Annotated in this window: 17 protein-coding genes and 1 pseudogene; 11 read left to right on the forward strand and 7 right to left on the reverse strand. The window is 36.5% G+C overall.

Annotated features, from left to right (window positions below):
• Positions 1-256 precede the first annotated feature (256 nt).
• Positions 257-862 carry a TetR/AcrR family transcriptional regulator gene (locus M3210_RS17605; RefSeq protein ID WP_017795854.1) on the reverse strand — a complete coding sequence of 202 codons (606 nt, stop codon included), beginning with the start codon at positions 860-862 and terminating at the stop codon, positions 257-259.
• A gap of 96 nt (positions 863-958) precedes the next feature.
• Between M3210_RS17605 and M3210_RS17610 the strand changes: the two genes are divergently transcribed.
• The 6 genes from M3210_RS17610 to M3210_RS17635 all read left to right on the forward strand — a co-directional run bounded on the left by M3210_RS17610 (position 959) and on the right by M3210_RS17635 (position 4,822).
• Positions 959-1,672, forward strand: coding sequence for a GAP family protein (locus M3210_RS17610; protein WP_251517118.1), 714 nt, complete (start codon positions 959-961; stop codon positions 1,670-1,672).
• A gap of 24 nt (positions 1,673-1,696) precedes the next feature.
• The gene (locus M3210_RS17615; RefSeq protein WP_017795852.1) at positions 1,697-1,918 is read left to right on the forward strand and encodes a hypothetical protein; all 222 of its coding nucleotides are present in this window, start codon (positions 1,697-1,699) and stop codon (positions 1,916-1,918) included.
• A gap of 103 nt (positions 1,919-2,021) precedes the next feature.
• Complete coding sequence (locus M3210_RS17620) at positions 2,022-3,173, forward strand: acyltransferase family protein (RefSeq protein ID WP_285853876.1); 1,152 nt, start codon at positions 2,022-2,024, stop codon at positions 3,171-3,173.
• A 466-nt stretch (positions 3,174-3,639) separates the two neighbouring features.
• A complete protein-coding gene (locus tag M3210_RS17625) occupies positions 3,640-4,077 on the forward strand; it encodes an RNA polymerase sigma factor (RefSeq protein WP_251517122.1) in 438 nt (145 codons plus the stop codon).
• Positions 4,061-4,315, forward strand: coding sequence for a helix-turn-helix domain-containing protein (locus tag M3210_RS17630; RefSeq protein WP_017795849.1), 255 nt, complete (start codon positions 4,061-4,063; stop codon positions 4,313-4,315). Before M3210_RS17625 ends, M3210_RS17630 begins: the two co-directional genes overlap by 17 nt.
• A 360-nt stretch (positions 4,316-4,675) precedes the next feature.
• Entirely contained in the window at positions 4,676-4,822 is a 147-nt protein-coding gene (locus tag M3210_RS17635) for a hypothetical protein (protein ID WP_017795848.1), read from the forward strand.
• Positions 4,823-5,027: 205 nt separating this feature from the next.
• Here M3210_RS17635 and M3210_RS17640 read toward each other — a convergent pair whose 3' ends face one another.
• Both M3210_RS17640 and drcA read right to left on the reverse strand, forming a co-directional pair.
• Positions 5,028-6,953 (reverse strand): ABC transporter permease, encoded by a 1,926-nt coding sequence (locus tag M3210_RS17640; protein WP_251517124.1) that lies wholly within the window; start codon positions 6,951-6,953, stop codon positions 5,028-5,030.
• Complete coding sequence (drcA, locus tag M3210_RS17645) at positions 6,940-7,707, reverse strand: daptomycin efflux ABC transporter ATP-binding protein DrcA (RefSeq protein WP_017795846.1); 768 nt, start codon at positions 7,705-7,707, stop codon at positions 6,940-6,942. The genes M3210_RS17640 and drcA overlap by 14 nt, the downstream gene beginning before the upstream one ends.
• 206 nt (positions 7,708-7,913) lie before the next feature.
• Here drcA and M3210_RS17650 point away from each other — a divergent pair, with 206 nt between their 5' ends.
• The 5 genes from M3210_RS17650 to M3210_RS17670 all read left to right on the forward strand — a co-directional run bounded on the left by M3210_RS17650 (position 7,914) and on the right by M3210_RS17670 (position 12,514).
• Positions 7,914-8,585: a response regulator transcription factor gene (locus M3210_RS17650; RefSeq protein ID WP_017795845.1), complete on the forward strand. Its 672-nt coding sequence runs from the start codon at positions 7,914-7,916 to the stop codon at positions 8,583-8,585.
• Positions 8,582-9,607, forward strand: a complete 1,026-nt coding sequence (locus tag M3210_RS17655; RefSeq protein ID WP_017795844.1) for a sensor histidine kinase — start codon at positions 8,582-8,584, stop codon at positions 9,605-9,607. Before M3210_RS17650 ends, M3210_RS17655 begins: the two co-directional genes overlap by 4 nt.
• Before the next feature lie 699 nt (positions 9,608-10,306).
• Positions 10,307-10,561, forward strand: coding sequence for a helix-turn-helix domain-containing protein (locus M3210_RS17660; RefSeq protein WP_017795843.1), 255 nt, complete (start codon positions 10,307-10,309; stop codon positions 10,559-10,561).
• Positions 10,562-11,078: 517 nt separating this feature from the next.
• Complete coding sequence (locus tag M3210_RS17665; RefSeq protein ID WP_017795842.1) at positions 11,079-11,264, forward strand: DUF3173 domain-containing protein; 186 nt, start codon at positions 11,079-11,081, stop codon at positions 11,262-11,264.
• Between the two features lie 38 nt (positions 11,265-11,302).
• Positions 11,303-12,514, forward strand: coding sequence for a site-specific integrase (locus tag M3210_RS17670; protein ID WP_251517126.1), 1,212 nt, complete (start codon positions 11,303-11,305; stop codon positions 12,512-12,514).
• Positions 12,515-12,570: 56 nt separating this feature from the next.
• Here the strand turns inward: M3210_RS17670 and guaA are convergent.
• The 4 genes and pseudogenes from guaA to M3210_RS17690 form a co-directional block, all read right to left on the reverse strand.
• Positions 12,571-13,512 (reverse strand): annotated as a pseudogene (gene guaA, locus M3210_RS17675) (glutamine-hydrolyzing GMP synthase); the annotation flags it as partial.
• A 137-nt stretch (positions 13,513-13,649) separates the two neighbouring features.
• Positions 13,650-15,842: a transglutaminase TgpA family protein gene (locus M3210_RS17680; RefSeq protein WP_251517128.1), complete on the reverse strand. Its 2,193-nt coding sequence runs from the start codon at positions 15,840-15,842 to the stop codon at positions 13,650-13,652.
• A complete protein-coding gene (locus tag M3210_RS17685) occupies positions 15,839-17,107 on the reverse strand; it encodes a DUF58 domain-containing protein (protein ID WP_251517130.1) in 1,269 nt (422 codons plus the stop codon). The genes M3210_RS17680 and M3210_RS17685 overlap by 4 nt, the downstream gene beginning before the upstream one ends.
• Positions 17,107-18,066: an AAA family ATPase gene (locus M3210_RS17690; protein WP_251517133.1), complete on the reverse strand. Its 960-nt coding sequence runs from the start codon at positions 18,064-18,066 to the stop codon at positions 17,107-17,109. The genes M3210_RS17685 and M3210_RS17690 overlap by 1 nt, the downstream gene beginning before the upstream one ends.
• Positions 18,067-18,713 lie beyond the last annotated feature (647 nt).

Raw genomic sequence — 18,713 nt, forward strand, 5'->3', positions numbered from 1 at the left:
TCATACCTAGCTTTCCATTCTATTCTTTTGTTAGCATCGTTCATTGGCATAACCTCCAGATTTTTTTCTAAAGAGATTATCTCAAGAACGGATATTTAATAGAAGGTGTTCATTGTTTGACGCTTACAAGAATACTCCTCCTTTAATTTAGCAACCATCATTCAACATACATTTATTCCACACTATTTTCCGATTACCCTTTTTTTCTAAAAAACAAAATCTACTAACTCATCGAATAATATTGATAAATGATCAACTAACTCAATTGACTTTCATTGCAGAGTGTTTCTAAATGATAACGGATTACTTCCTTCACCTTATCTGGAGAGTAGACGTCAGGTCTTAACAGAGCATGAATGGACAATCCATCAATTAATGCCGCTAGCCTACTCTTTTCTAATTTTACATTAGTTGAATCAGATAAAATCCCTTGTAGAACTAATATCTCGATCATTGAACTTGCTAATTCATACATACCGTTAGTCATTTCATCTTTTTTTTCTTTTAAAGTATCACTTGTAAGTGACTGAAGTGCAAGGATCCACCAAACACTCGTTTCGATTTTCTTTTCTTCATCAATTGGAATAAGCTCTAATAAAACTTCCGCAACCGCCTGCAATGGATTGTCTGACCAACTTTTACTTTGAGAACGTTTTTTCCCTTCTTCCAGATAATAATCCATGATAAATAATAACATTTCATCCTTAGTTGAAAAATAATGTCTTAACGCTCCAGCAGACATGCCTGCTTCAATAGCAACTCTTCTTATAGATGCTTTTTCGATTCCCTCTTTCTTAATAATACTCCAAGCGGCCTCAGCAATTGACTTCCTCTTTTTTTCATGATTAACAATCCTTGGCATAAAAAATCACTTCCTTTTCTTAACACAGTGTGTTATTATAATTTTAACACACTGTGTTATTTAAATTATAACATATAAAAAGGAGAGACTCTATATTTGATCGAAAGTATTGAAGCATTAATGCCTTCTTCATCAATAGACACATCGATAGCTTTGCTAATTATTTCTATTTGCGCATTAATTGATATATTAAGTCCTGGTGTACTTGCTGTAACAGCCTATTTATTATTGACACAGCCTAATCAATTATCTTCTCGCTTGCTTGTTTTTTTGTTTATTACGCAGTTTGGCTACTTCATAGTGGGCTTATTCCTATACTTTGGTGGAGATTCACTATTGAAAGGAATCGGAAAATTATCTGAATTTGACTTTATCAATTGGTTTTATCTCCTTTTTGGAGCAGTTATTGTTCTAATTAGCTTCTGTAAACCAAATGATAATACAAAAAAACGTTTAATTTCATTTATACCCCAAAAAACAACGATGAAAGGGATGATCATGTTAGGTATCATTGTTTTTCTAATTGAATTTGTAACTGCGTTGCCTTACTTTTATTCCATTTTGTTAATGAATCACCTAACAATTAAGCCTTCCTCTTCTATCTTTATTATAATTGGCTACAATCTTGTAATGGTGCTTCCTTCTCTTCTTTTGTTAGGGGTTAATATTATGTTTAAAGAGAGACTGCAACAATTTCTAAATAAAATTAGATCAAAATTAAATGAAGCTCCGATTTCCTCACTGTTGGTAGCGATAGGAGTAGTAGGTGCAGTTTTTTTCAATATCGGTCTTAGAGGAATATTAAATTAAAAAATTATTAATGAGGTGTTCATCATGAAAGAAATAATCAGTGGACTTGGTCTACTTTTTGTTATACAGGGAGTAGGCGGATTAATTAATCATTTGACTAATGGTGGAAAAAGCTGGTTTTTGGTAAATTATATTAATGCGTTTCAGGGATTTGAAATTGTTATGGACATTATTTTTATTGTAGTTGGTGGGGTCATAAGTTTAGCCTCTTGGAAAATAGGCGGATCAACTAAAAGAGAAAATTAAAATATAGAGCAAATAGGACGGTTTATACATAGCCGTCCAGTTTGGCGGATGCTCCGTTGAAATATATTTTTAAATGTTTATAGAGAGGAACATAAGAATTATTATGAATTCAAGACATATAGGGAGCTTGTCTCCCCAAAAGGAAGAACGATTATATTTTATTGATAATCTAAGAGGAGCTCTTACAGTGTTGGTTGTGTTTCATCATTTGGTGTATTTTTCCATCTATAACGAGGTATTAACACAAGGGTCTATTGGGGTTGTAATGGGCCTTCTATTTCTTGCTTTTAACCAGACTTTCTTTATGGGGACATTTTTTCTTATTTCTGGTTACTTTGTCCCTTTATCTTTTGAACGAAATGGGGCAACTCGGTTTATCAAGGATAGATCTATCCGATTCCTAATCCCATTTATCTTCTATATTTTCATTCTTAGCCAAGTTCAAGCAATTGAAGCCTATATACTTAACCAAAAGCCATTTACATGGCAAACCTATTTTTCACATTTAACTTACGGCCCGATGTGGTACGTCGAGCTACTTTTCGTATTCGTTTGTTTATACGCAGTCTGGGCGAAGTTTATGAGTAAAAATAAGCTATCAGTAGTTCGGCAGAGTACGCCACCCACCTACAGGATGTTTACAGTCTTTGTAATGATATTAGCAGCAGGATACTTCACCATAAGACTGTGGGTTCCTGCTCTTGATTTACCCGGTGGATCTCCCGAGGTTCAATCATTTGTTGGACTTTTTACAGCAAGCGGCTATGATCTCCCACAATATGTCGGGCTATTCATTTTGGGTATCATCGCTTACCAACGTAATTGGTTTCGAAATACTCCTGATTCTATGGGGAGGGCGGGTTTTGGAATTGCAATTGGAGCATCGATTCTTCTTCTACCCTTAGTCTTGATATTTGGGGTAGACGGATTACAGTTTTCTGGCGGCTGGAACTGGACATCTTTGGTTTATTCTCTGTGGGAAGCTCTATTTTGTGTTGGCGTCATTCTCGGATTAATCATATTCTTTCGCGAAAGAGTTTTTCATCAAGGAAAAGGTTGGAGCTTCTTGTCAGCCCATTCTTTCGTGATTTACATCATTCATATACCGATTATCGCTATTGTTATTGCTGGATTGAAGGTCATCCACTTTCCACCATCCTTCATGTTTCTAGCTATGATTCTGATCACGTTACCACTTTGCTTCTTGTTAAGTTATATAATTAAGCAGATTCCCTTTGTGTCAAAGATTCTTTAGGGATGGTGAGTATTAAAGAAGAAAAGAGGATACGACGATAATCATATCTGCCCTTATGCTTCTCAAAATAGAACTAATGAGCCTTTTCCACTTGGAATTTTTATCTGAGTGCTCAAAAGTATTAATTTTATAATAATAAGTGTTACGTGGAATACCGGAAATTTTGAGTAATGTCTTCACAGGATAATCGTGCCTTAGCTCATATATTACTTTTACTTTTTGTTTTGTCGTAATTTGTTTTCTTTTTGAACTAAGGCTTTCCACTTTTTTAAATAGAATTTTCCATTTAATAAAATGTATAAATTTTTACTCCCACCTGGCTTATGTTCAGTTGGGCTTTTTTGTATTTAATGAATATTTTTTAAAATATTGCTCTTATTTTTGGCATCTCATAAAAAATCTTGTTGAAGGTTATGAAAGGGGAAATCATCACCCACCTTTGCAGTTGCGAAGGGAGAGGAAATGCATGATAGAACCAGATCGTACCGAGTGGCAAGTTCGCTGTGCATTTAATGCTTTTTGTAAACGTGTACTGAAGAATGAAGCAATCAATATTTTCAACAAAAGACAACAACGACAAGCAAAGGAGATGACATTTTCTGATCTCACACCACAAGAAGAAAATCAACTCTATACCTTAGATCAGCAATATGAAGGAGAAGAAGGACAAAGTTTTCAAGTGGTTGGAAAGAAAATAACTCCGAAATTACTCGCTGAAGCGTTGCGTACTTTGCCAATAGAAAAGCGTAAGACAGTCCTACTATACTATTTTTTTGATAAATCAGATGTAGAAATAGCCGAACTACTAGAGATTCCTCGTAGTACGGTTCAGTATAGACGGACAAGCTCTTTTAAAAGGTTAAAGCGATTTTTGGAGGAACATGCAGATGACTGGGATGATTGATGCTAACACAAAAGACAACGAATGTGGCTTATTACCGTATCCAATTATTTTAGCTGCAAATAAGGGTGATCCAGAAGCGATGAATTACGTTATTTTGCATTATGGAAGCTATATGGCAAGTTTGTCTATGCGTAAACTTTATGATGAGCGTGGTAATACGTATTGGGGCATTGATGTAGACACACATGATCGTTTACGTTCGAAGCTTATGCAGGGCATTTTAGCTTTCAAGATTTGATTACATGGTTAAGTTTTCCCTTTCACATATATTGTTCTTTGACAAAGAAAGCACGGAAGATAACGCCGTGCAGTATAGACCGAAAATCAGATACGTTCTACTGATGATGAGCCACTTGATTCATACGCCATGACTTTCGATAGAAACGAGCGATTATCTATGAGTCTAATACAATCGTGGTGGATTGCTGGCGATAACCCATCAGTATGGATAATGATACTCCTCTACCGTCATGGTTCGAACGTTCAAAGCGTCGCAAGCTTTGAGTAGAGCTGGAAGGAATACTTGCAGGGGTGAAATTCCCGTGGAGCTGTACCAACAGCCGTCTGATTTTTAATTAATTATAGGGGGGCGTGTTTTTTGAAACAGGATTTGATTCTTTATAGTATACAAATTGCTATGTTAAAACAACTGCTAACCCGTAATTTGATTACCAAGAAAGAATATTACATGGTTAAAAATAAATTAATGAAAGAATATGGCATTATTTCTGATATTACAGACTGAATTGTGTTTCTATTGGCGATACATTTTGTATAGGAGTTATCATATTTCCAATCATTCGATTTTTTGTTGTTAGAAGATTTAAGGATGTTCAATTTGATCTTCAATAATATAATCGGTCTAGATTCCAGAGTAATGAGGATTTTTTTAACAAAGGAATACATGAAAAAACACCTCCCGAACCGAACATTCGAGAGATGTTTCGCCCTTATTTGTTTACAATGCGATTGTACGTATTAACAGTTAATACGTAATAGACTGCATAGATAATAACAAAGAAGACTATAGCCATTAGAATAGGGAAAATAAGATTGATTCCAATGAGATTAGAAATAAAGTTGCTAGTAAAGTACAATGCCACACAACTGTGCAATATTCCTATGGTTAGTGGCAATCCAAATACAAATAATGACTGCCTTTTGATTGATTTACGTATATCCTTTTTATTGACACCGATTTTTCTAAGGATTTCATAGTGTCCTTTCGCCTCATTCGCTTCTGTTAACTGTTTGAAATAAATGATACTTCCAGTTGCTGCTAAAAATACTAGCCCCAAAAATCCGAAAATAAAGAGAGTAATTGCGTTTCCTTCTTTACCTTGCTTATACTCCGTATAAAATGATGAAGAAACTTGAAAATCGTTTCCAACCAGTTTATTTACTTTCTTTGATGTGGCTTGTGCCGTTACTTCATTTTCCACTTCATACACTTTATAAGTTAATGGAGCCTCTTTTTTGGCTATCTCAGCAAACATTTCGTTACTGACTACTAGAAAGAAATCGGGATAATCGAAAGGTAGCACATTACTTTCAACCATATGAACAAATGGCAGTTCGCTGCTTCCTTGAGGCAATTGAATCGTTATATTTTCTCCTTTAAAAACCGACTTCGTATATTCAGTAAACCTTGGCTGGATTACTGCTGCTTGATTTCCTGATAGTGAGACTGTTTCATCCTTATTTAAAGCATTCGCTACTTTATTAAATGTACTTTCTGAGATTAATTTCACAGGATTTATGTCATAATCCAGTTGAAATGAGAGTATCCCTTTTACCTGAATGACGGGTATGTCTAGTTGGGCTTTTATTGGATGTCGATGATCTGCTTTTATTATGCTCTCCACCTGCGAATCAAATTCTGGACCTTTTGACAAATGCGAATAGCTGAATGGAACAACTTCCTTAGCTCTTTTTTCGTTGCTGTAATACCCACTGTAAGTTGCACCTAAGAAACAGATCGTAGCAGCACTCAACAATGCAATGACTGTAAAGGTACGTGCATTCCCTCTAATACGAAACAGTAAACGAGATGTTTCAATTATTCTAGTTCCTCTGTAATAACGCGACTTATTTTTTTGTGATAATCTTAATAAATAGACCGTTACAGATCGAAAAAATAAATGGGTGCCAATGACGAGAGCAACAAAAGCAATACCATAATTTTTTATTAAATATTCCGTAGTAAATTCGTCAGGAAATGGTTTTAATATCAGCCAGTAACTAACGACAAGAAATATAACTCCGATAACAGCCGTAATAAGTGAAACCTTTGGAATTTGTTCTCCTTTTTTCTCATCATAGAATAATTCGATTAATGTAAAACGATAAATCAAACGGTAACCTTGAACGGAAGTGAATAAAATAATGACCATAAAGACTATGACTGTTTGGGTAATCGCTAGAATGGAAATACCGAAGTCCACCTCGGCAATTGAACCCATAAGTTTTATTAAAATCATTGCAAATAATTTGGAAAGTAAGGTTCCAAGAATAATTCCAATAACTATTGCAATGATTCCCATAATCAAATTTTCATAAAACAACATTTTTGCAATGGTTTTCTTGCGTAAACCAAGTATGGCGTACAATCCGACTTCTTTCTTCCTTTTTCTTGTGAAGAATGAATTGGAGTACAAAATAAAGATTGCTACGAATAAAATTAAGATAATTGATGATACCCCAAACATGAAACTCATTGTATCCGACAATTCAATGCTTTCCTGAATTTTTTCGCTATATTGCAAGGTAGTGAACGTATAATAAATAACCATGCTGAAGACGAGTGTAACAAAATAGACAAAATAATTATTGAAATTACCTTTAATATTTTTCCTTGCTAAACTAAATAACGTCATTTGCTCCACCCCCCAGTGCGGATAGAACATCCAATACCTTGTTGAAAAATTCTTTGCGGGATCTTTTCCCTTTTACAAGTTCTGTGAAGATTTTACCGTCTTTAATAAATAGGACGCGATTACAATAACTTGCCGCATAAGCATCATGGGTAACCATTAAAATTGTTGCCTTGTCTTGTTCATTAAGATCCTTTAAACTTTCTAATAAGTCTGTTGCTGATTTCGAATCCAACGCACCTGTTGGTTCATCTGCCAATATTAGGTTTGGCTTTGAAATAATCGCGCGTGATGCTGCCGTGCGTTGCTTTTGTCCCCCAGAAATTTGGTACGGGTACTTATTTAAAATGTCGCGAATGCCAAACTTATCTGCCACTTCATCTGCTCTTCGTTCCAATTCCTCAACGTTCAATTTTGCCAAGGCTAACGGCAAGATAATATTTTCTTTCACAGTTAGAGTATCTAATAAATTATAGTCTTGGAAAAGGAAACCAAGTTTGTCACGGCGAAAGGCAGATAATTGCTCTTCATTCATCTTTGTCAAATTGATTCCGTCAACCACGATGTCACCAGCAGTCGGCTCGTCAATTGTTGCCAATATATTTAGTAAAGTTGATTTACCAGCACCCGAGGGACCCATAATACCGACGAATTCACCTTCCATGACGGTTAAGTCTATATCCTCCAAAGCTGAAAATACATTTCCCTTTGCACCATAGACTTTTTTTATTTGTTTTGCTTCGACAATAGTTTTCATATTTAAATCCTCCATTCAGAATAGTTTTGTTTTATGTTTTTATTTTACAATAGCTGCTCTTTATATAAACTTACAGCTTGATCTCGTAACCTTACATTTTCGTCACATTGATAAAAAATATATTAAACACGATGTTTTCTTTGTATGTTGGTCGATATTCAATTAATATGATGTTACAGAAGGATGATTGTTTGGAGGGAAGAGGAATGAAAATCATGATTGTGGAAGATGATTTGACCATTCGTGATATGGTAGGGGAAGCATTAGAAAAGTGGGGTTTTGAAACCGTTAAGATCGAAGACTTTGACCAAATCATGCAGGTATTTCTTAATCATGATCCTCACCTAGTCATCATGGATATCAATTTGCCATCGTTTGACGGATTTTACTGGTGTAATAAAATCAGAGAAATTTCAAAGGTCCCTATGATCTTTCTCTCTTCCCGTGATACACCAATGGATATAGTGATGTCGATGAACATGGGAGGAGATGATTATATTCAAAAACCTTTCCATATGGATGTATTGATTGCAAAAATAAATGCACTCCTTCGCAGAACGTATTCCTATATGGAAACACAGTCTCAGACAATGGAACATGATGGAATTATATTAAATCTTGAAAACGGAGAGGTCTTACATGGAGATCGAAAATCGGAACTCACGAAAACAGAATTTCTTATTTTAAAAATTCTTATGAAAAATAAAGGAATCATCGTCAGTCGTACGAAAATGATGCGTAGCCTTTGGAAGAATGAAAATTTCGTGGACGAAAATACATTGACGGTTAATATTGCTCGCCTGCGTAAAAAACTTGTTGAACTTGGAAAAGAACACTTTATTACAACTAAGAAAGGACAAGGTTATATAATTCAATGAATTTCTTTCATTACTTAAAAGATAAACGGAATTTCTTTATATTAAACATGATCATTATGTTCTTTGTTTCTTTGATGATGATTGTGAGCACAGATTCCAGAAACGCTGTAAGTAATATCGTATATACCAATATGGTTATCTTTTTTATTGTAGCTATATACGTAATCATCGAATACTATTACAATAGAGAATTTTATCGGGAATTAAATGATGTGGTTGAAAGTAATCATGAAGAATTTCTCGCAACTCTGCCTAAACCGCGAAACGATGAACAACTGTTATATCTTGAGTTATTAAAAAAAGTAAATAGTGTGCATGGCGATCAATTACAAAAGTTGTATAACGAAAAAATGGATCATCAAGACTTTATTACATCTTGGATTCATGAAGTCAAGGTTCCGATTGCGGCAGGTCGCTTGCTTATGGAAAACAGTAATGGAAGAACTGTTGAAAACCTTGTGGACAAGTTTGAAGATGAGTTGGATAGAATCGAAAATTACGTGGAGCAGGCTCTTTATTATTCTCGCATTGATTCTTTTTCCAAAGATTATTTTATTTCCGAGGTAGTGTTGGATCAAGTCGCTAAAAATAGTGTAAAGAAATTTGCCAAATCTTTTATTAACAAGCAAATTCGTTTTCATATGGACAATATTGAACAGGTTGTCCATACCGACAGTAAATGGCTTGGTTTTATTATGGATCAAGTTTTTTCAAATTCTTTAAAATATACAGGTGAAGGCGGGGAAATCTCCGTACAATTTGAGGAAGATCGAAAAGAAAAGCGGCTACAGATTCAAGATACAGGCATTGGAATTAAGCCAGAGGATATCAGCCGCGTATTTGAAAAAGGATTTACAGGATCTATTGGGAGAAGTCATGCCAAATCTACCGGTTTAGGTCTCTACCTTGCAAAAGAAATGGCTCTTAAATTAGGACATGACCTTTCCATTCATTCAGAAGATGGGAAATATACGAAGGTCATCATCCACTTTCCAAAAATCAGAAATTATTATCATCTATAAGTATAATGGTGGGGTTAAAGAAATTGGTTAATCGGAAAATAAGTATCAAATTAAAGGTGTTCGAGTAGAATAATGTTTATCGTAAGGCTTAATAAATATTAAATAATATAGTCAATAGTAAGTGCATTAATTGATAAAAAATGAGTAATTGAAAATAGCTATAACCAGGTTTTTATTATATTTTGATCGAATTTTTCAAAAATTGTTCTATTAATACCACGATAAATCAAAGTTATATGTCCTCTTTTTATCTCCAGTTCCAAGTATGGGAAATATTATCCATGGTTTCACCATGCATATGCAATGACTTTTGAAATCAACTGAGGCTCAAACACTTTATTTAAGATTTTTATTTGGTTATATTTTTATGTTCTTACTATTTTATTTAGCTGGACCTTTCAAGTTTCATTACGGTTAACAGATAAGAAATGATTTTAAAAAACTTTATTTTTGTATTATTCATTATTATGTTCGATCAGTTTTTATGTGAATTGTAATAAAATAGAGTTTGACATTTAAAGTATTTCTTGTTTTGGTCCTTAATATTAAATATTAAAAATGATTCTACCTAACTGTTAATATTCAGTTGGGTTATTGTTTTTTAAAAACTTTTTCTCTGATTTTTGGCATTTTACAAAAAAACTTGTTGAAGGTAATGAAAGGGGAAATCATCAAGACGTTTTTTGGAGGAGCATGCAGATGAATGGGATGATTAATACTAATACGGAAAGCAATGAGCGTGGCTTTTTGCCGTATCCAATCATTTTAGCTGCAAATAAGGGTGAGCTAGAAGCAATGAAAGTAGTTGTTCTACATTATAGAAGCTATATGACAAGTTTATCCATGCGTAAGCTCCGTGATGAACAAGGAAACACTTATTGGGGCATCGATGAAGATACACGCGAACGCTTACGAGCGAAGCTTATGCAATCTGTTTTAGCTTTCAAAATTTGAATACAGAATGGTTAGGTTTTCCCTTTCATTCATCATATATTTGTTCTTTGACAAAGAAAGCACGGAAGATTACGCCGTGCAGTATAAGCAAAAAATCAGATACGTTCTACTGATGATGAGCCAATTGATTCATACGCCATGACTTTCGTTAGAAGCGAGCGATAATCTATGAATCTAATGTAATCGTGGTGGATTGCTGGCGATAACCCATCAGTTAGGATAATGATACTCCCCTATCGTCATGGTTCGAGCGTTTGAACCGTCGCAAGCTATGAGTAGGGCTGGAAGAAATACTTGCAGGGGTGAAATTCCCGTGGAGCTGCACCAGCAGCCGTCTGATTTTTGATATTCAATTTAGCAAGATAGGTTAAAGTAACTATCAAGTTATGACATTAAATCCTTTTTATTTTAGTGCAAGAGCCAAATTCACGCAACGTATTAGAATTAGTTTTATAGAAGCGATATAATAATAGACAGATATCAAATAGCATATCCTAGTCTATGGAAAGGAGTTCATATGGTCACAGTCACTAAAAAAGACTTGATAGCACTAGGTTATGGTCCCTCTTTTTCAGCTGATATCATTAGAGAATGTAAAAAACTAATGATTTCAAAAGGACATGCGTATTATCAATCTAAAAAGTTAGATCGTGTTCCTAAAGAAGCTGTTGAGGAAGTATTAGGGATAACTTTAGATGTGTGATTTGTACTTCTTGCACTAATTGCGTAAGGAGTGAAATCATGACTAAAGATATCGTCAAAAAGGCAAAGAACGGAACATATTATTTTCGTGCTAATTTAGGGTATCACCCGATCACTGGCAAGCAAATTCAGAAATACCGTAGTGGTTTTAAAACTAAAAAAGAAGCAAGGGAAGAATATTCGAGGTTACTGCTTACAAAATCAGATGAATTGGAAGAAAAGCAAGATGACATTCTGTTCCAACAGTTTATTGAAGATATTTTTTTACCTTGGTATAAAACACAAGTAAAAGAAAGAACGTACGAAAATCGATTACCGACCGTAAGAAAACATTTCACTTTTTTTAATAGTTTAATCACTACCGAAATTACCCCGATTCATGTGCAAAAATGGCAATTAGCATTATCTAAAAAGAAGTATCGTTCTTCTTATATTAGAAATGTTCAAGGGTTATTTTCCATGGCGATGGATCGAGCGGTTGTTTTAGGTTTAGCTGAAAGTAATCCATCTAAAATTGTTGGAAATGTAAAAAAGACAAAGACAAAAATAGATTTTTGGACCAAAGAAGAATTTGAAAAAGTCATCTCTCTTTTTTATAAGGAAGACTACTATCAACACTTTTTATTTATCTCATTGTGGTTTTTATTTATGACTGGGATGCGGATTGGAGAAGCCACTGCAATTCAATGGGAAGATATTGACTTTGATTCTGGCGTGTTATCTATTGATAAAACACTTTACTATAAGAATTTAGATAATTACTCTTTTGTAGAACCAAAAACAAAGGCTAGTGTGCGCCAAATTGCATTAGACGGGGATACTTTAACTTTACTCCGTGAATGGCAGAACGTGCAGCAAGCTGTCATTCAAACCAATTATGTGATGAGCTATAATGGTGTTCCTACACAAAAACATACGTTGGCGAATGCCATTACACGTTTTTCAAAAAAAGCTGGGGTTCATCGAATTAGATTACATGCTTTAAGACACTCTCATGCTTCATTGCTTATTAGCATGGGTGAAAACCCATTAATCATTAAAGACCGTCTAGGGCATGAAGATATTGAAACGACACTCGGCACTTACGGACATTTGTATCCTAACAGTAACTTTGAGGTAGCCCATAAATTAGAAGGTATTATGTCTTACCAAACAGCAACACAAAATGAAGATACTTCACCTAAAAATCAGTTCACTGCTCGTTACCTACGTAAAGGATTAGAAACAAATAATGCAATAACAATGCAATGAAAATAGAGTAAAGAGCCGAAACCCTTATAAACAAAGGGGTTTCAGCTCTCCTTCTACTACTCCCACTCAATCGTTGAAGGTGGTTTACTTGTTATATCGTAAACAACGCGATTAACCTCATCAAGTTCAGTTACAATTCTGCTTGAAACCTTCTCAAGCACATCCCAAGGAATTCTTGCCCAGTCAGAAGTTACCCCGTCAACTGAATTCACAGCACGGATACCAACTGTATGGACATAAGTACGTGCATCATCTTTAACACCTACGCTACGAATGTTCGGCAGGATGGTAAAGTATTGCCAAATTTCACGGTCTAAACCAGCTTTTGCAATTTCCTCACGTAAAATTGCATCTGATTCACGAACGATTTCAAGTTTTTCTTCCGTTATTTCCCCTAGCACTCTAATTCCAAGACCTGGGCCTGGGAACGGTTGTCTCCAAACGATATGGTCCGGAATTCCAAGGGCAGATCCTACTGCACGAACCTCTTGTTTATACAATGTCTTGAGTGGCTCAACTAATTCAAATTCCATATCTTCTGGAAGACCGCCAACATTATGGTGGGATTTAACTACTTTTGCACCGTCACCACCACTTTCGATCACGTCCGTATAAACAGTTCCTTGAGCTAGGAAATCAATATCCTTCAACTTCTTAGCTTCATCATCGAACACATAGATGAACTCATTTCCAATGATTTTCCTTTTTTGTTCAGGATCTGTGACACCTTTTAATTTGGAGAGGAAACGCTCTTTAGCATCCACTTTTATTATATTCATATGGAAATCTTCAGCGAAAACCTTCATCACTTCATCAGCTTCATTTTTACGCAACAACCCATGGTCTACGAAAATACAAGTCAGTTGATCACCGATTGCTTTATGCACCAGGGCAGCAGCAACAGAGGAATCCACACCCCCGCTTAGACCGCAAAGAACTTTACGATCACCAACCTGTTCCTGAATACTTTTCACTTCACGTGCAATGAATTCTTCAACATTCAATTCTTTTCTCTCCATCACTTATACTCCTGTCTAATTAGATACCGTTATCTGTTAACCGTACCTATTGATAATATTTTCATTCTACTAACCAAGAGTAACAAGGTCAACCTACAACTAAAATAATGAATGAACTAATTGGCAGAAACAGCCTTTATCAACTTCTTCCATAAGCCTATCAACTTTTCGAGATCTGTTGAGTCAAAATCATCACGGTAGAGCAATTGTTCATAGTGTGCTGTCAACACTTGCATCTCACCTGTAAGATAACGGGCATCCACTCGTTTTGCAAATTCCCTCAACGTCTGATCTTCTTTACGTCCGTAACCTTTATGTTCGAGAACAGTTAATAAATGAAGATAAGCATCTTGGAATGATTTTTCATCCCTGTTTTTCCCTAATTTGAATTCATGTAACTTAGTTTTAATCTTTAACCGCTGTTTATACATGATAAACACCATTCCTAAAATTATCAGTACAATGATACCGAGCTGCACCCATGAGAATTCAACATCCCCGCTATCTCCTTGTCCCATTACCGGCTCTGCTTCATCCTCTTCTGTTTCTACATCATTCTCTGGAAGGTCTTGATGTGGCACCTCCAGTACATCGTCATATTCTTGATAATCTGTTTCGGAACTTTCCATATGAAAATCCGTCAAATTGGAGAACCCCTGGGTCGGTTCAAACGTCACCCAGCCTATTTCCTGGAAATACACCTCAACCCAAGAATGGGCATTGGCATTCGTAACTTGATACAAATTATAACCTTCGTTGCTTCCTTCACCGATCACCTCTCCACCGGTAAAGCCTTTTACCCAACGGGCTGGAATATCAATTGACCGGAGCATGACAACCATCGCAGTTGAGAAATTATCACAATATCCCATTTGTGTTTCAAACAAAAATTGGTCGACATAATCCTCGTCTGGTCCAGGTATCGCCACTCCAGTTGTCTCATACGTAAAATCATTGCTGCTGAAATAACGTTCAATTGCTCTGGCTTTATCATATTGATTATCATATTCGGATGTAATCTCAAGCGCCAAATCTTGGACCCTTGTCGGCAACGAATCAGGCAGTTGCAAGTAATGAGATATATCAAATGTTTCGTCCGCTTCTTCCCGTAAAGCAGTCAGGGAGAAGGATGGATGTTCATAAGCTAGTTCATAATAATCCAGCTTCGTCTGCTCTCCATTACTACGGGCCTCAATGGATTCCGTGAGATAGTCCACACGTAAAACCACATCATGGGAAATGTCTGTCACCCTTTTTATTCCATAAGGATAAACGAGCTTACTAAAATTCTGGCCTTCTTGGAAGGTAATCCTTGCAGTTAATTCTTCTGTCTCGACTTCAGGATGAAATGCACCTATTACAAATTCGTGATGTGAGTGATCACGGTACATTGGTTCACCTGAAGTTTCCCAACCTTTTCCTGTATAAATATCTTTCGTTTCAATCCGCCAATATTGGTCTCGGCTTGCCTCCGCAGTAAAGACAGGCGTATCATCCTGGATGAATGAACCTCCAAGCTGACTATCATCTTCACCGTAACCTACTTTACGAACAGTACCATCTCCTGAACCGCCACGCACTTGTTCTGCTGCACTCTCAATAAACGGAACTGGATCTGGCCAAATCGGATCCAGTTTTGGTGCGAGTACTCCTATAAATACAGAAAAGACAATAGTGAGAATAAGCGGCACACTCCACGGCACTTTATTTTTAATCCGTTTGAAGGATAAACGTTCCCTTTCCAGTTCACGATTAAAATTAGACATCGCAAGTGCAACTAAAGAGATGACAAAGATGCGTATAATCGCAAATGTAGCGTCATACATCGTGAATGTATCCAACACGGTAATATAAACGAACGTCAAAAAGATGAACAAGAAAATGCGTTTCATTTGTACGAACCAGTAGTGCAATAAATAGCTCATCAACCAGATGAGCAACAAGAATAAAAAGCTACGGAACAATGGACTCAAATAATACCAATTTTGCGAGACGAGAATATCAATATTAATCATCAATTCCATTGCAAGACGATTAAACCATTCCCGACTAAGAAACGTCATTTCAAAATAAAGTCCATTTAAAATAAAAGCGAGACCAAACCCTTTTAAAAGAAAGCTGACCCACCATTTCAATTGAAGCACTGAAATGAAAAAGCAGAACACGGCATAGAGGACAAAGATGGAAATACTACTCGTATCCGTGACCTGCTCAATTGGATATAGCCATTCTAAAAACAGAAAAAGACCACAAAGGTATAGGGCAACCGTATAGAAACGTGGGATAGTAACTAGATTCCTCTCTTTCATCGGATACTCACCTCTAGTGGTGTTGCTGCTAACTGTCTCTCCGTCAACACATGAATTTTTGTACCTTCTTTTTTCATTTGAGCGATCATCTTCTGCTCGCTTTCTAAAATAAAGGCGGAACCTTGGATAAACATAACCACAATTTGGGCAGTCCGCTGTTTTAGTTCCTGAATGGTCAGTCTAAAGAAGTCGTCAATAGACGAAGTGAAAATGACCAACCGTTCCAGTCTTTTCTGGCCCTGCATCGTTTCCTTCAACAATCGAGAAAAGGACTCTTCTCCATCCGGCTGGATTTTAGTCAGATAGTACCGGATATCCCCTTTCAACTGATTGGATTCTCTAATGGAGAAGCTACGGACTTCCGAACCAATGGTCAATAAGTGCACGTCAGATGTGGTGTTTTCAAGTTTAGCCAGCATCGAAAGTGCCAGTTCCACACTCGCTTCAAAAGCAAGGGGGTTTATATTTTTAGGCAGCGTAGCGTCAAGAATAAGTAGGAGTTGGTTGCTCCTTTCAATCTCAAATTCTTTTGTCATCACCATTTGGTTCTTCGCCGTTTGTTTCCAGTGGATCCAGGAGAAACGATCACCTGGTTCATATTCCCTAACACCTGTTGCTACCGTTGTATTCTCGAGCTGAAAACTATTTACCGCTGTTTGGCCCTGTTCAAAACTTTGGGCACCATCGATTAATTTAATTTCCCTCTCATGAGGCTGTACAAGCAGTTCATCTTCCAAAGTAAAAACATGTTCTTTCTTTACAAAGCCAAACACGTCGCTGATTCTCACCCGAACAGCTTCCAGCTTATGTTCCCCTCTTGGTAGCTCTTCCAGCTTAAAGGGGATTTCTATCCTTTTTCGGAATCCGATGAGAAAGATTTTTTTCATCGAACGTGTAAACAATAACTTTTCAGGTTCATTTAAATGCGAATAGTTATGGTGTTTCCTGTCTTTCCTATTCAACGAATCTGACATGATTTCCTCAAAGATTCCGTAATATAGTGGAAAAGGAAACTTCCGCTCAATCGTTAGGACAACCTGTGCTGTACCTCCAGCTTTAATAAGCCGGCCAGACAATACTCTCGTTACTTTCCAATTTTTTATCGGATAACAGACCAAAACTAAAAGATACAGTAATATTGGAAGAAAACTATAAAACAAAAACCAGCTTACAAATCCGCCTTGGAACATCGCATAAGAAAACAAGACGATAATCAAGGTGAGAATAAAAAGTAAATTACCAATGAAACGGAACGTAACTTTCATCAGCTAAATTCCTTTCGAACCGGAATATGAGTTGATTTTAAAATCGAATCAATAATCCTCTCACCAGTATCTCCATTGTACCTACCTTCAGATGAAACGATTATCCGATGCACCAATACGAAAGGCGCCAAATACTTCACATCATCCGGCAGGACATAATCCCTGTTATTGATGTATGCATACGCTTTCGCTGCCCTCATCAATGCAATGGAACCACGGGGACTGACGCCAAGGTATGATGATGGATGTTCTCTTGTCCGATTCACTATATTTACGATATAGGTTTGAATTGTATCAGCAATATACACGTCTTTTACTTCTTCTTGGATGTCAATTAATTCTTCTCGGGATAGGACTGCATGAATGGTATCAATCGGGTGGTTCATTGAAGTTCTTTCAAGAAGCTCAATTTCTTCTTTGAAAGTCGGATAACCAATTTTCAACTTTAGGATAAAACGGTCGAGCTGAGCTTCAGGTAAAGGGTATGTACCTTCGTACTCAATCGGGTTTTGTGTTGCCATTACAAAGAACGGATCATTTAAGGATATTGTTCTGCCATCCACACTGACACTTTTCTCTTCCATGGCTTCAAGTAGTGCAGATTGGGTCTTAGGTGAGGTTCGGTTAATTTCGTCAGCCAATATCACATTTCCTAAAATTGGCCCTCCGCGAAATTCAAATTCCATTTCTTTAGGATTATAAATGGAAACTCCTGTTACATCTGAAGGTAGCAAATCCGGAGTAAATTGTATCCTTTTAAAATCACAGTCTAATGATTTAGCAAGAGCTTTTACTAACATGGTTTTTCCAACGCCTGGTACATCTTCTAAAAGAACATGCCCTCGTGCTAATAAAGCCACTAAGCTTAAGGTAATTACCTCTGCTTTTCCGATCATCACTTCGTTCATATTTTCAATTACAGGACTGATTTTTTTGTTATAGGCCGTAAGTCTTGTCATCTTATCCGTTCCTCTCTCCACCAATTATCTATAGGAATCTATCATTCTATCAGCTAGTATTAGACAGTTTACAAACATTTATACTATCACTATACAAAAAATTGTGATTGAAGTAAAAGGAAGATTGTTAATTTACAGGTTTTGTTTGTATGGTTCATTTGGATTAAGACTCACATGCTTTCTTTTTGGTGAGTATGGCGGGGGATGAAGGGCTGAAAGAGTGCTCAACTTTTCTCTTGGGCGTTCATAACGAGGATGAGCGACCGAATGAGTGCTCAACTCTTCTGTTCGAGCGTTCATAACGAGGATGAGTGACCGAATGAGTGCTCAACTCTTCTGTTCGGGCGTTTATAACGAGGATGAGGGTCCGAATGAGTGCTCAACTTTTCTCTTCGGGCGATAATAACGGGGATGAGGGACCAAATGAGTGCTCAACTCTTCTGTTCGGGCGTTCATAACGGAGATGAGCGACCGAATGAGTGCTCAACTCTTCTGTTCGGGCGTTCATAACGAGGATGATAGATAACGTCCTTATAATTGTGTAAAAAGGTATAAAAAAATAGGTCATCTTCCAGACCCATGTTAAAATATTTTCGACCAAGAAAACAACACATGGAGGTAGGAAAAGATGACCCAAATAAATATTA

The sequence above is a fragment of the Oceanobacillus luteolus genome (assembly GCF_023715655.1).
Taxonomy (GTDB): domain Bacteria; phylum Bacillota; class Bacilli; order Bacillales; family Amphibacillaceae; genus Oceanobacillus; species Oceanobacillus luteolus.